Origin of the sequence: Flavobacterium shii, assembly GCF_025847235.1 — a bacterium.
GTDB lineage: Bacteria > Bacteroidota > Bacteroidia > Flavobacteriales > Flavobacteriaceae > Flavobacterium > Flavobacterium shii.
The window spans coordinates 1-13,545 of sequence record NZ_JAOZEW010000017.1 but is presented as its reverse complement, the minus strand read 5'-3'; the positions used below and the strand labels follow the sequence as shown (position 1 = coordinate 13,545).

At 32.7% G+C, this 13,545-nt stretch carries 12 protein-coding genes; 2 read left to right on the top strand and 10 right to left on the bottom strand.

Translation table 11 applies throughout. The features are described 5' to 3' along the window. Positions 1 to 42: 42 nt before the first annotated feature. The 6 genes from porD to OIU83_RS15725 all read right to left on the bottom strand — a co-directional run bounded on the left by porD (position 43) and on the right by OIU83_RS15725 (position 4,806). The gene (porD, locus tag OIU83_RS15750) at positions 43 to 927 is read right to left on the bottom strand and encodes a type IX secretion system protein PorD (RefSeq protein WP_264207217.1); all 885 of its coding nucleotides are present in this window, start codon (positions 925 to 927) and stop codon (positions 43 to 45) included. Then, positions 920 to 2,131: a bifunctional phosphopantothenoylcysteine decarboxylase/phosphopantothenate--cysteine ligase CoaBC gene (coaBC, locus tag OIU83_RS15745; protein ID WP_264207216.1), complete on the bottom strand. Its 1,212-nt coding sequence runs from the start codon at positions 2,129 to 2,131 to the stop codon at positions 920 to 922. The genes porD and coaBC overlap by 8 nt, the downstream gene beginning before the upstream one ends. Positions 2,132 to 2,141: 10 nt before the next feature. Then, positions 2,142 to 2,459: a DNA-directed RNA polymerase subunit omega gene (locus OIU83_RS15740; protein WP_012025451.1), complete on the bottom strand. Its 318-nt coding sequence runs from the start codon at positions 2,457 to 2,459 to the stop codon at positions 2,142 to 2,144. Between the two features lie 8 nt (positions 2,460 to 2,467). Further along, entirely contained in the window at positions 2,468 to 3,262 is a 795-nt protein-coding gene (locus tag OIU83_RS15735) for an outer membrane protein assembly factor BamD (RefSeq protein WP_264207215.1), read from the bottom strand. A 136-nt stretch (positions 3,263 to 3,398) separates the two neighbouring features. Beyond that, a complete protein-coding gene (dapA, locus tag OIU83_RS15730) occupies positions 3,399 to 4,280 on the bottom strand; it encodes a 4-hydroxy-tetrahydrodipicolinate synthase (protein ID WP_264207214.1) in 882 nt (293 codons plus the stop codon). 1 nt (position 4,281) lies between these two features. After that, a complete protein-coding gene (locus OIU83_RS15725; protein ID WP_264207213.1) occupies positions 4,282 to 4,806 on the bottom strand; it encodes a DUF6913 domain-containing protein in 525 nt (174 codons plus the stop codon). A gap of 47 nt (positions 4,807 to 4,853) precedes the next feature. Here OIU83_RS15725 and OIU83_RS15720 point away from each other — a divergent pair, with 47 nt between their 5' ends. Both OIU83_RS15720 and OIU83_RS15715 read left to right on the top strand, forming a co-directional pair. Beyond that, complete coding sequence (locus OIU83_RS15720) at positions 4,854 to 5,639, top strand: 5'-nucleotidase C-terminal domain-containing protein (RefSeq protein ID WP_264207212.1); 786 nt, start codon at positions 4,854 to 4,856, stop codon at positions 5,637 to 5,639. 62 nt (positions 5,640 to 5,701) lie between these two features. Further along, the gene (locus OIU83_RS15715; protein ID WP_264207211.1) at positions 5,702 to 6,613 is read left to right on the top strand and encodes a bifunctional metallophosphatase/5'-nucleotidase; all 912 of its coding nucleotides are present in this window, start codon (positions 5,702 to 5,704) and stop codon (positions 6,611 to 6,613) included. A 190-nt stretch (positions 6,614 to 6,803) separates the two neighbouring features. Here the strand turns inward: OIU83_RS15715 and ligA are convergent, their stop codons facing one another. From ligA to OIU83_RS15695, 4 genes are all read right to left on the bottom strand, one after another. Beyond that, positions 6,804 to 8,807: an NAD-dependent DNA ligase LigA gene (ligA, locus tag OIU83_RS15710; RefSeq protein WP_264207210.1), complete on the bottom strand. Its 2,004-nt coding sequence runs from the start codon at positions 8,805 to 8,807 to the stop codon at positions 6,804 to 6,806. A 126-nt stretch (positions 8,808 to 8,933) separates the two neighbouring features. Beyond that, positions 8,934 to 10,868: an OmpA family protein gene (locus tag OIU83_RS15705; RefSeq protein WP_264207209.1), complete on the bottom strand. Its 1,935-nt coding sequence runs from the start codon at positions 10,866 to 10,868 to the stop codon at positions 8,934 to 8,936. A gap of 11 nt (positions 10,869 to 10,879) precedes the next feature. Further along, the gene (locus tag OIU83_RS15700) at positions 10,880 to 11,812 is read right to left on the bottom strand and encodes a PorP/SprF family type IX secretion system membrane protein (RefSeq protein ID WP_264207208.1); all 933 of its coding nucleotides are present in this window, start codon (positions 11,810 to 11,812) and stop codon (positions 10,880 to 10,882) included. Positions 11,813 to 11,861: 49 nt separating this feature from the next. Beyond that, positions 11,862 to 13,545 (bottom strand): T9SS type B sorting domain-containing protein (locus OIU83_RS15695; RefSeq protein WP_264207207.1); only part of this gene is annotated, 1,684 nt, incomplete at its 5' end.

Sequence of the window (13,545 nt, the reverse complement as noted above, 5' to 3'; positions counted from 1 at the left end):
ATCTCTTTTTGTAATGTATTTTTTTGGAAATAAGTAATTAACTTAATATTTAATCTGCGACCACTTAGTAGAATTCATTGGCGAAACTCTATTTAAATTTTCAACCAGATCTGTTATAGAAATACTTGGACCTCCTGAAAAAATAGAAACTATTTCGTCTGATTTAGCATCAAAAAACACACGGGCTAAGAATGAATTTGGCTTCGATGCATTTAGTTTCCCTAAAATTAATAATGACGCTTTAATTTTTTCCTTAGCAGCTTTTAAATCTTGATTCATCATATCTAAACCTGTATGATAACCATAAACACATTGTCTCAAATCATTATAAGCCGGAGAAAGCATATCATTAATTAAGAAATAACGATTTTGCACTCCATCTGCTTGACTCCAACCTTTATAACCACCTTGCTGAGCTACATTTGCAATATTTTGAGCTGTTTCGAAAAAAGGATTCCCAAGTGCTGGCATAAATGTATCTGCATCCATTCCTAAAATAATGTAACTATAAAAAGTCATCATAGAAATAAGATTCGATTCGAAGATATTAGGATTGTATAATAAATTCTCGAACTCTGTATATCTAAAACTTAAATCTTTATCATTAAAATTAAATACAGGAGAAGAATAAGTCGAATTATAAATTAATCGAGATGATTGTATTTGTATTGTTCCTGAAAACTGATCCGAATTATTCGATGTAATTGTTATATACATTGAACAATTTATTTTTTCATTCTGCTTTAACAAGCTACCAGTCCAATCGGTATTATTTATAAACTCCGTTAATGCGGTCTGCAATGTCTTAAAAACTTGCTGATTTGCATTAGGAAGCATTTGTGAATTTACCGTAACAGTACAATTTAGCTGTTGAGCCTGTGAAAGGCCAAAAGATAAAAACAATAAAAAAGTAAGTATTTTATTCATGAAAATGCTTTATCACCTTATTTAAAATATCAGTTGCAACTGCTTCTTTTGATTTTAATTCCATTGCTTCGATGGCAAAAAACTTATCTATAAAAGTTACTTTATTTGTTTTTCCACCAAAACCCGCTCCTTTATCCTGTAAAGAATTTAGAACTATCAAATCTAAGTTTTTTTTCTGAATTTTCAGCTTTGCATTCTCAATTTCATTTTCAGTTTCTAAAGCAAAACCAATTAAAAACTGCTTTCCCTTTATTTTACCTAGCGATAACAGAATATCTTTTGTTTTCTCAAGTTCAATTGTAAAATCTTCTGACGCCTTTTTTATTTTCTGTAACGCAACTGTTTTGGGCTTATAATCTGCTACTGCCGCTGCGGCAATCGCAACATCAACGTCTGAAAAATATTCATGACATGCATCATACATTTCTTGTGCCGAAGTCACCGAAATTACTTTTACAGATGAATTTGTTACTACACAATTTGTAGGTCCGGCAACAAGTACAACCGAAGCCCCCAAGTTTGCAGCTTCTGAGGCGATATCAAATCCCATTTTACCGGAAGAATGATTCCCTATAAAACGTACCGGATCTATTGCTTCTTGTGTTGGACCTGCCGTGATTAAAAACTTTTTTCCTTTAAGAGGCAATTTACTTTCTAAATCGGCTTCCAAGAAAGCAATAATATTTTCTGGCTCAGCCATACGTCCTTCTCCAGACAAACCACTAGCCAACTCGCCATTTTCGGCAGGAATTATTGTATTCCCAAATTTCTGCAAAGAGGAAAAACTAGCCAATGTAGAAGGATGCTTATACATATCCAAATCCATTGCAGGTGCAAAGTAAACTGGACATTTTGCCGATAAATATGCTGCTATTAAAAGATTATCGCAAGTACCATTTGCCATTTTAGACAATGTATTTGCAGTAGCTGGAGCAATTATCATCAAATCGGCCCAAAGTGCCAATTCAACATGATTGTTCCATTTTTCATTCTCATCTTCCTGATTAAAAAAAGTAGAATGTACAGGATTTTTAGATAGTGTGGATAGCGTAAGTGGGGTTACAAAATCCTTAGAAGCAGGTGTCATGATTACTTGAATCTCGGCACCTGCTTTTATAAAGAGACGTACTAATGATGCTGTTTTATAGGCTGCAATTCCACCAGAAACTCCTAGTAAAATTTTCTTACCGTTTAAAACTGACATGATGTACTAATTATTTATTTGAATTTCTGTGGTATGTTTTACCGTCTAACCATTCTTGAACTGCTAAAGCGTGTGGCTTAGGCAATTTTTCGTAAAATTTAGAAACTTCAATTTGTTCTTTATTTTCGAAAACTTCTTCAAGACTATCATTATAAGTAGCAAATTCTTCTAACTTCTCAGTCAATTCTTTTTTAATTTCAGAATTAATTTGATTTGCTCTTTTAGCCATAATCGTTATTGCTTCATACACATTCCCTGTAGGCTCTTCAATAACCGTTTTATTGTAGGTAATTGTATTTACTGGAGCATTTGTCTTTTTTAAATCCATGACTTTATTTATTTAGTAAAATTTTGTAACTCTTTTTCAACTCTCGCATTCATCTCATCAGCTTTCACTTTGTAATGAGTATCACTTTTATATTTCATTAAATTCGAATAAGCTGTTTTGGCAACTTTTAAACGATCTTCCATTTTAGCAGAAATACTATTAATTGCTAATTGGTAAGCTGAATCAAATTTATAATACAATGCATCTTCTTTGAATTCTGTTCCAGGATAATCGGCTACGAAATTATCAAATGCCACTATTGCTGATTTAAAATCAGAAATAGTATTATATCCTTTTGCATTTTCATATGCTTTTTTCTCTAATTTGGTAGTTAATACCTTAAGACTAGTATTAGCTTCTACTATATATTTTGAATTCGGATAATTATCTATAAAAGCCTGTAATTTATCAATCGCTTTATTAGTATCTGCCTGATCTAAGCTATATCTTGGCGATAGCATCGAATAACTTTTGGCTCCTAGATAAGCTGCTTCTTCTACTTTTTCACTTCTTGGATATCCAGAAACAAAACTTTCAAACTGGTATCCTGCTAAATAATACTGTTTTGTCTTATAATATGACTGTGAAAACATATAAAATAATTTCTCTGCCTGAGGTTTTCCTCTATAAGATGTTGCAAGTTGCTCAAACAATCGAATTGCTTTGGTATACTTTCCTGCGTCATACAATTTTGTTGCCACTTCGAATTTTGTTGCTACATCATCACTTTTTAGTGCTTTTTGATAATCACTACAAGAACAAAAAAGAACAACGACAAACAATACAGATATTATTTTTTTCATTTTTTTACTTTTATTATGATTCCCAGGATGTTTATATCCAAGTAAAACCACACCGAAGTTTCGGTGGCAAATTTAGTTATTAATTTAGCTACTACAAAATATTTTTTAGTATAATAAAATACCTCGTTTTTTATTTTTATTTAATGCTTTTTTTAACAAATTCATTAATACGATTAGCAAGCGACTCATCAACTGGCACAAGTGGCAATCTTACTATATTCTCAGCAATACCAAGTGATTTGAACACTTGTTTTATTCCTGCTGGATTACCTTGCTCAAAAATCATATCAATACAATCTGACAAAAAGTATTGTGTTTTAAATGCCTCATTTACTTTTCTATTCAACCCTAAACGAATCATTTCGGAAAATTCTTTTGGAAAACCTTGCCCAATAACCGATATAACTCCTGAACCTCCTGCTAAAATCATCGGCAAAGCAATCATATCATCTCCTGATATAACGAGAAAATCACTCGGTTTATTTTTAAGCAATTGCATTGCTTGTACAATATCCCCTGCAGCCTCTTTTATCGCAACTACATTTGCAAAATCATTTGCCAAACGTATCACTGTAGATGGCAACATATTACTAGATGTTCTTCCCGGAACATTATATAGAATTACCGGTATCGGTGATGCCTCTGCAATAGCTTTAAAATGCTGATAAATACCTTCCTGAGTTGGCTTATTATAATAAGGAGACACTGAAAGTATTGCTTCAAAAGCTGAGAAATCTCTAGTTTTCAATTCTTCTACAACCTGCATTGTATTATTACCTCCTACTCCAAGCACCAAAGGCAATCTTCCTTTATTTGCATTAATAACGGTCGATATAACAAGCTCCTTTTCGTCATGAGTCAATGTTGCATTTTCGGCAGTTGTACCCATAACCACAAGATATTCAATTCCTCCATCTACTGAAAAATTAACTATTCTTTGTAATGCTTCTGTATCAATTGAAAAATCTTCTTTAAAAGGAGTTACTAGTGCAACGCCTGTTCCTATTAATGATTGCATATTAAATTATATTTTGTTTAATGTTCTTTAAATATTTAAACAATTCATTCACGAAAACTTTATAGTCCCGAACATTGGTATTAATCATCAATCGATTTAATCTTTTATCAATTGATGCAAAACCAACTTTGAATTTAGCTTTTGAATTACTTGTCACAAACATCAACATTACTTTTTCGATATCATAATAACTTATTAGTAAATCGAACTTTTCATTCATAAAGTCATTCAAAAAAGGTTCCGTAATCGTTCCATTCCAATTTAAGTGTTCAATACCAAATGTAGGATATGAATACGTTTCTTTTTTATTGAATTTATCTTTATAAACAATCATTCTGATGTTCTTTTCAACAATTCCTTTTGATACCAACTCGGCTAACAAAGCTTCTTTTTCCGAAAAATAACTTTCATCTAAAAGTAAACCAACCGTTTGGATATCGGTAGTAAATGAACTGTTCTTTACATTATCAAGATTTTTCCTTAATGATTTTTTTACAAAAAAAACCTTTGTATAATTTAAAAACATAGTACTTTTACCAGATTACAAAATTAATTATTTAAGTCGCATTTAAGATGGTAAAACTAAAAAAGTATAACGGATTTTTAAAACTTTTTGTTATATTCTTAACACTTTTTTTCGGGGTATCCTGTAGCAAACAAAATTATCAGGTTTCTAAAATAGAAGGTAAACTAATTCCTATTTCCGGTACTCAAAGCCAAACTCCTGAAATAGAAAATTTCATCAAACCTTACAGAGATCATATCAATAAAGATCTGGATAGTGTACTTGCTTATTGTCCAGAAACATTAGATAAGAGTACTGGAAAATGGCAAACAACAATTGGTAACCTAATGGCCGATATCTGCTTACAAAGAGGTAACTTGGTTTTTAAAGCCAGAGAGAAAAAAGATATCGATATTTGTTTCCTTAATCACGGTGGTATTCGTGCAATACTTCCTAAAGGGAATGTTACATCGAGAACTGCATTCGAAATAATGCCTTTTGAAAACAGCCTGGTAGTTGTAGCTTTAAAAGAGCAACAAGTCCTGGATATGATTTCTTATTTTATTGGTGAGAAAAAACCACATCCTATATCTGGTATGACTTTTACAATAACCAAAGACAACACTGCAACAAACATCCTGGTTCAGGGAAAACCTCTTGAAAAAGACAGAATATATTATGTTGCAACAAATGATTATTTGGCTAATGGTGGCGATAACATGAATTTCTTTAAAAAAGGCGTTCAAAAATATGACCTAGATTATAAACTAAGAAACATGCTGATTGATTATTTTAAACAAGTTGATACAATTCCGGTACCTAAAGATGTACGTGTTACTGAACAACTAAAATAATTATTAGAAAAAAAATATTGAAGGACTTTAAGTTCGGGCGTTTTACCGCAAAATAAATTAAAATGAAAAGAAGAGATTTTATTGAAAAAACCGCTGCAAGTACAGCATTATTGAGTTTGGGTTTATCTATGAGTAGTTTTACATCTGCCGATGTTAAGCACATAACCATATTACATACCAATGATGTTCACAGTCATATTGATCCTTTTCCTGCAGATGATCCTCGTAATGCAAATATGGGTGGTGTATCTAGACGTGCTGCATTAATTGATGTTATCCGTAAAGAAAACCCTAATGTCCTTTTATTGGATGCTGGTGATATTTTTCAAGGAACTCCCTATTTTAATTATTATGGTGGTGAATTAGAGTTTAAATTGATGAGCATGATGAAATATGATGCTTCTACAATAGGTAACCATGATTTTGATAATGGTGTTGAAGGATTATATGCGCAAATGCCTCATGCAAAATTTGAATTCATTTCATCTAACTACGATTTTAAAAATACTGTAATGGACGGACTTGTAAAACCATACAAAATTTTTAATAAAGATGGTATTAAAATAGGTGTTTTTGGTTTGGGAATTCAGCTTGATGGTTTAGTAGACAAATTAATGTATAAAGAAACCATTTTTAATGATCCTGTAGAAACAGCTCACGATATGGTTCGCATTCTTAAAAAAGAACAAAAATGTGATCTTGTAATTTGCTTATCACATTTAGGTTACAAATACAGAGATGAACCTAATAAAATGTGTGATTTAAAATTAGCGGAACAAACTCAAGATATTGATTTAATAATTGGTGGACACACGCATACTTTTCTTGACAAACCTACTATTGTAAAAAATAAAGCAGGTGAAGATGTATTGGTTAATCAGGTAGGCTGTTATGGAATTAACTTGGGAAGAATCGATTTTTATCTTAATAATGATAAGACTAAATCGTCTCAGGGAAAATCAATTATTGTTTAACGAAAAGTTTCGATTCTTTAATAATTTTCGCCTACTTTCTCATATTGTAACCGAGAACAGATATAAAGGTATATAAAAATAAAACGACTATTGCTACTGGCAAATAGTCGTTTTTTATTAATTTTATTTTTCGATAATCATTCATTATTAGTCTTAACAATAACAAGTAAACTAATAAAAATGATGGTTATTAACTTTCATTTAATTTGGTTATAAAATCATCTTCTGAAATTATAGGGATATTTAATTTATTAGCTTTATCTAATTTAGCTGGTCCCATATTTTCTCCGGCAACAACAAAATCAGTTTTGGCAGAAATTGAACTTCCTACTTTACCTCCATTATCTTCGATAGTTTTCTTGATATCATCTCGTGAAAATTTAGAGAAAACACCCGAAACAACAAAAGTTTTTCCTTCGAATTTGGTAGTTGCATTTGGATTGATTTTTTCGACAATCTCAAATTGTACTCCATAACTTTTTAAGCGTTCAATGATTCTCTTATTTTCATCGTTCTCAAAAAATTCTATTACGCTTTTTGCAATACGCTCTCCTATTTCATCTACCAGAACTAAATCCATTAAAGTGGCTTGGCTCAACGCATCAATATTCTTGTAATGTTTAGCTAATTTTTTGGCAACAGTTTCTCCTACAAATCTAATTCCGAGTGCAAAAAGAACACTTTCGAATGGGATTTTTTTAGAATTCTCTACTCCTTTTACCAGATTTTCTGCAGATTTCTGAGCCATTCTCTCTAAAGGTAAAATCTGCTCTACTGTTAACTCATATAAATCAGCGTAATTATGAACCAACCCATTATTAAAAAGTAATGCTACGGTTTCTCCACCTAGCCCTTCAATATCCATTGCTTTTCTTGAAATATAATGCTGGATTCTACCTATAATCTGTGGCGGACATCCGTAAAAATTAGGGCAATAATGATTTGCTTCCCCTTCTGACCTAACTAATTCGGTATTACATTCCGGACAATGTGTAATGTATTTTGTAAGTTCTGCATCTGCTGGACGCTGTGTTAAATCGACTGCGATGATTTTCGGAATGATCTCTCCTCCTTTTTCGACAAATACTGTATCATTTATTCTAATATCTAATTTCTCTATTTGGTCGGCATTGTGTAAAGAAGCACGTTTTACAATTGTTCCCGCCAATTGTACAGGCTCTAAATTTGCAACTGGAGTAATTGCTCCAGTTCTTCCTACCTGATAAGAAATCGAATTTAATTTGGTTGAAACTTGCTCTGACTTGAATTTATATGCAATTGCCCAGCGAGGTGATTTTGCTGTATAACCTAATTCTTCCTGATGCTGAATGCTGTTTACTTTTATAACTACGCCATCTGTTTCATAAGGCAATTCATGACGGTGAACATCCCAATAATCTATAAAGTCAAATACTTCTTGTAAATTATTAGTTAGTTTTGCTTCGGTTGGCACTTTAAAACCCCATTTTCTTGCTAATTCAAGTCCTTCGAACTGTGATGAGAAAGGTAAATTATTTCCTGTTACAAAATAAAGTAAGCATTCTAATGGTCTTTTGGCGACTTCGGCACTATCTTGTAATTTTAAACTTCCCGAAGCTGTATTTCTTGGATTTGAATAAGGTGTTTCTCCTATTTCGATTAAATCCTGATTCATTTTCTCAAATCCGGAAAAAGGCAATATGATTTCTCCACGAATGGCAAAAACGGGAGGATAGTTTCCTTTTAATTGTAAAGGAATCGACTTTATTGTTTTTATATTATTTGTTACATCATCTCCTTGAAATCCATCTCCCCGAGTAACTGCACGTTTTAATTTTCCGTTCTCGTAAGTAATACTTATCGAAGCACCATCATATTTTAATTCGCAGGTATATTGTAAGTCAACATTTCCTAATACCTTTTGGATTCGGGTTTCCCAATCGATCAAATCTTCTTTTGAGTATGAATTATCCAATGAATACATACGATATTCATGAGGAACTGTCTGGAAATTTTTGGTTACTGTACCTCCTACTCGTTGCGTTGGTGAGTTTTCATCAAAGAACTCGGGATGCTGAGCTTCTAAATCCTGAAGTTGCTTTAATTTCAAATCAAATTCATAATCTGATATTGTAGCATTATCCAGCACATAATAATTGTAATTATGTACATTTAATTCGTCTCTTAAAGCTTGTATGGAATCCTGAATATTCATATTTTTTTGTAATTCGATTGTCTTTTTCTATTCTAAAAAAGTTTGTCTAAAATAAGCATTCAAAATTATAATTAAAAACAAAAAAACCACTCTTTTCGGAGTGGTTTTCATAAAGTATTTTAAGAATTATTTTTCTATTATAATAAAATCCGAACGTCTATTAGCAAGATGCTCTGCTTCAGTGCATTTTACGCCTTTTTTACATCTGTTCACTAATCTTCTTGCTCCATAACCAATAGCACTTGCAATTCTTGAAGGCTCTATCCCTTTTGAAAGAATATACCTTTCTGTTGATTTGGCTCTCTCATCCGAAAGTTTCAAATTATAAGAATCACTACCTCTTGAGTCTGTATGTGACTCAATTTTAATTCTAATCTTTGGGAATTTTTGCAACACAAAAACAACTTTATCCAGTTCGGTAGCAGCTTGAGGATTAATATTGTATTTATCGTAATCGAAGAAAATCGGATTAATATCTACTTTTTCGACGCCATCTTTTTTCACTACTAAATCATCATAATTACTAAGATAAAAATTAACGTCTTTTATTTCTCCATTATTATCTTTTGTAGTTTCAATATATTTTTCATCTCCACTAAAGTTTGGCTTAGATGCAGTTACTTTGATTCTTTTACTACAAGGAACTTCCAATGTATAATTTCCGTCTATATCGGTTCTTGTCTCATTAATAACAGCGTCATAAACATCATAAGCTATAATAAAAGCGTCATCTATACCTTTCTTGGTTTTAGTGTTTATCGCTTTACCGGAAACTATTTGATTACAGATAGGTTTTGCTTTGGTAAAATAATAAATATCATCATCTCCTTTTCCCTGAGCACGATTTGAAGAAAAATAACCGTAGCTATCTTTAGAATCAACTATATAGGCAAAATCATCTTTATTACTATTTATTGGAGCTCCTAAATTTCTTGGAACTGAGAAATTTAATTCACCTGTAAGTTTACTTTCATAGACATCCAAATCTCCTAATCCATAATGCCCATCTGAAGAAAAATAAAGTGTTCCGTTTCTATAAAAAGGAAAAACATCGTTACCAATCGTATTAATAGTAGGTCCTAAATTTTGCGGAGAGCTCATTGTACCATCAGCAGCAATCCTTACAAGATATAAATCTGTTTCTCCATATCCCCCTGGCATATCCGATGCAAAAAACAGCATTTTACCATCATCACTTAAAAAAGGATGCCCTACTGAATATTTATCACTATCAAAGAATACTTTTTCGGTTTTAATGAGCTTACCACCGTCTATTGTTCCTTTTATTATTTGAAAATTATTAACTTTTGATTCATCAATAACTAATTTTTTCTTTTTAAGAATGTTTGTGGTGTAATACATCGTTTTCCAATCTGGGCTAAACGTTGCCGTGGCCTCATGGTACTTGGACATCACATTGGGTATAAAAATAGTTTCATTAAATAAATTCCCATCGATAGCACTTCTTTCGGCTACGTATAAATTTAAGAATGGCTGTTTAGTCCAATTATATAGTTTTTTATCAAAATTGGCTGTATCTCTTGCTGATGCAAATACTATTTTATCTCCATAAAAAGTGGCTCCAAAATCGGATTTATCCGTATTAATATCAAGGTTCTTTATAGTATAAAGCGATTTTACTTTTGCTAAACTATCTAATAATTTCTTTTGATATACATACCTGTTAATCTCCTTTTGATCTCCTTTTTTATTTAGGTATTCTTTTGTGACTTTATCTGCACTTTGATAATCCATTACTCCTTTCATCGATTGAATATATCGCAAATAGTAAATATCTGCCATATTATCGCCTTGTATCTCATATAGTTTTTGATACCATTTTAATGCATTTCGATTATCTGAAATAAAATAATAGGAGTCGGCAGCATTTTTTAAGGTCTGTACCGATGGGTTTTTTATATTTTGCAAACACTCATCATAGGCTTTTGCAGCATCTACATAGGAGTAGTTTTTAAATAGAGCATCGGCTTTTTTCAAATTTGTTTGCGCTAATACAGACACGAAACTAAATAGTAAACTTAGTATATAAATCTTTTTCATAAGTCGGTTTTTTAGAAGAATCTTGGAGATTTAATTTTACTAGGGTCTTTATGAAACTGATAGCGTAATATAAATTCATGAGAACCATCATTATATTTATTCAAATTGGTTACGGTATAATCATACGAATATCCGATATAAAAACTTGGCGAAATTTGAAATCCTACCAATGCACTAACCGAATCATCAAAACGATAAGACACTCCCAATACTACTTTTTCCTGAATCATAAAATTGGCAGAGACATCTACTGAGATTGGCGCTCCACTTACTGCTTTGGCCAAAAATGTAGGCTTAAATTTCAAGCTTGGGCTCAAATCAAATACATAACCTCCCATAAGATAATAATGCAATCTGGCATAATCGATCGATTCCTGAACATCGTCATAATAATCACTTCTTATAAAACTAGGAACGGATGCTCCCACGTACCATCGATCTGTATAATAGTAAATACCTGCTCCTATTGACGGTTTAACAACATTATTGATATTAGTATTTAACAAAACATCATTATTATCATAATATCTCCCTTTTGACCAATCTATATTCATCATTCGCATCCCGGCTCTTAATCCAAATGCAAGTCTCTTTTCATACCCCAAAGCCAAAGAATAGGAGAAATTCCCATCCATATATAGTTCATTTGAAGGGCCAAGTTTATCATTAACTACGCTTAGACCTAAACCTATTTTTTCATTTCTTAATGGCGATTGTATAGAGAACGATTGTGTTTGAGGAGCACCATCAATACCAACCCATTGGGATCGATGTAATAATACTGCCTCCAGATAGCCTGAAGATCCTGCATAAGCTGGGTTAACAACCATTGTGTTGTACATGTACTGCGTATATTCTGGGTCTTGTTGCGCATTTGCAATGAATGATACAAACCCGCAAACTATCAAAAAACAGGACTCTATAAATTTTATACTTAGTTTCATACTATAACTATTTAGTTAATTTAATTTGATGATTTATGGTTACAGGAGGTTATCTTATTATAGATAACCAACCTGTTTTAGCTCCCCCATCTGCACCAATGTCTAGAACATAATAATATGTGCCCGCTGGTAATTTATCTCCTCTATTAATTGATCCTGAAACATTGGCTGTCCCGTCCCAATCATTATTATAATGGTCTTGTTTATAAACCAATACTCCATATCTGTTATAAACATTTAGGCTATTATTTGGATAATTCTCAATACAATCTATTTTGAAAACATCATTAGCACCATCATTGTTAGGAGTAAACTCATTATAAACTACTAAACATACAGGAGTTACAAATGCTTCAGCATGGTTATTTAATATATCAGAATCTATAGGATCTGAAATAAGAATTGATGCTACATTTAAATAATTTCCTGTTGGTAATACCTGAACTACTACAGTAAGTGTAGCACTTTCAGTTGCATTTAATGTTGGGATATTCCATTCTCCCGTTGTATTACTGTATATACCAGTACTAGTTTGTGCACTTATAAAATTATAACCAGTTGGTATAATTTCACTAACTATTGTATTTATAAAGTTTCCAGATCCAACGTTATTAACTGTAACTGTAAAAGTCACTTTATCATTAATGTTCGGAGTAGGATTATCTACTGTCTTAGTCATAGTTATATCCGAACAAGTCTGAACAACCAGGGCAAGTAATTTACTATTTATCTCATTACATTGATTAGAGTAAGCAACATTTACACTTGCTGGTCCTATTGCTGGCCATGAAACTGTTACAAAATTATCGGTAGCGAGACCACCTGCTGTAATTGTTCCACCTCCAGTAATTGTCCAATTATAGCTTGACATTCCGCTTGCAGTTGTATATGTAATCTCGTCAAAAACACAAGGAGCCGCTTTGCTTGAAGTTATTGTAACCGGATCATTACTTGTGAAATTAACTTGTACAACTAATCTCGATTTACTTTGACAACCTGTAATAGAATTTTGTAGTGCTGCATAATAAGCTCCGGCAACTAGTAAAGTTTGTAGCGATAATGGAGTTCCTCCCGTTGCAGCATTGTACCAAACTACTCCTATTTCATTTACCTGAAGATCCGAAATTTTAGGAAGAGCCGACAAACAAAAAGTTTGATTCGATGTTGTTGTTGTTGGAATTCCTGCATCATTAACCGTTACTGTAACTAGTAAACGAACTGAACTTTGACAATTGGTTACCGGATCAAGGATTGCTCCGTAATAGGATCCGCTTGCCAATGCCGTTGTTGGCGCTAAGGCTACTCCTCCTGTTGCTGTTGTATACCAAACTACTCCTGTTTCATTTACCTGAAGACTTGCTACTGTTGGCGCATTTACCAAACAGAAATCTTGCGTTGTATCTAAGGTTGTTGGTGTTGCAGGGTCTGTTACCGTTACGGTTACTAGTAAACGAACTGAACTCTCACAATTGGTTACTGGATCATGGATTGCTCCGTAATAGGATCCGCTAGCTAAAGCTGTTGTTGGCGCTAAGGCTACTCCTCCTGTTGCTGTTGTATACCAAACTACTCCTGTTTCATTTACCTGAAGACTAGCTACTGTTGGCGCATTTACCAAACAGAAGTCTTGGGTTGTGTCTAAGGTTGTTGGTGTTGCAGGATCTGTTACCGTTACGGTTACCAATAAACGAACTGAACTTTGACAATTGGTTACCGGATCAAGGATTGCTCCG

Excerpts from the sequence above, each read along its gene's own strand:
- dapA (WP_264207214.1), bottom strand. The coding sequence starts at position 4,280 with ATGCAATCATTAATAGGAACAGGCGTTGCACTAGTAACTCCTTTTAAA.
- OIU83_RS15725 (WP_264207213.1), bottom strand. The coding sequence starts at position 4,806 with ATGTTTTTAAATTATACAAAGGTTTTTTTTGTAAAAAAATCATTAAGG.
- OIU83_RS15705 (WP_264207209.1), bottom strand. The coding sequence starts at position 10,868 with ATGAAAAAGATTTATATACTAAGTTTACTATTTAGTTTCGTGTCTGTA.
- ligA (WP_264207210.1), bottom strand. The coding sequence starts at position 8,807 with ATGAATATTCAGGATTCCATACAAGCTTTAAGAGACGAATTAAATGTA.
- coaBC (WP_264207216.1), bottom strand. The coding sequence starts at position 2,131 with ATGTCAGTTTTAAACGGTAAGAAAATTTTACTAGGAGTTTCTGGTGGA.
- OIU83_RS15735 (WP_264207215.1), bottom strand. The coding sequence starts at position 3,262 with ATGAAAAAAATAATATCTGTATTGTTTGTCGTTGTTCTTTTTTGTTCT.
- porD (WP_264207217.1), bottom strand. The coding sequence starts at position 927 with ATGAATAAAATACTTACTTTTTTATTGTTTTTATCTTTTGGCCTTTCA.
- OIU83_RS15740 (WP_012025451.1), bottom strand. The coding sequence starts at position 2,459 with ATGGATTTAAAAAAGACAAATGCTCCAGTAAATACAATTACCTACAAT.
- OIU83_RS15720 (WP_264207212.1), top strand. The coding sequence starts at position 4,854 with ATGGTAAAACTAAAAAAGTATAACGGATTTTTAAAACTTTTTGTTATA.
- OIU83_RS15700 (WP_264207208.1), bottom strand. The coding sequence starts at position 11,812 with ATGAAACTAAGTATAAAATTTATAGAGTCCTGTTTTTTGATAGTTTGC.
- OIU83_RS15715 (WP_264207211.1), top strand. The coding sequence starts at position 5,702 with ATGAAAAGAAGAGATTTTATTGAAAAAACCGCTGCAAGTACAGCATTA.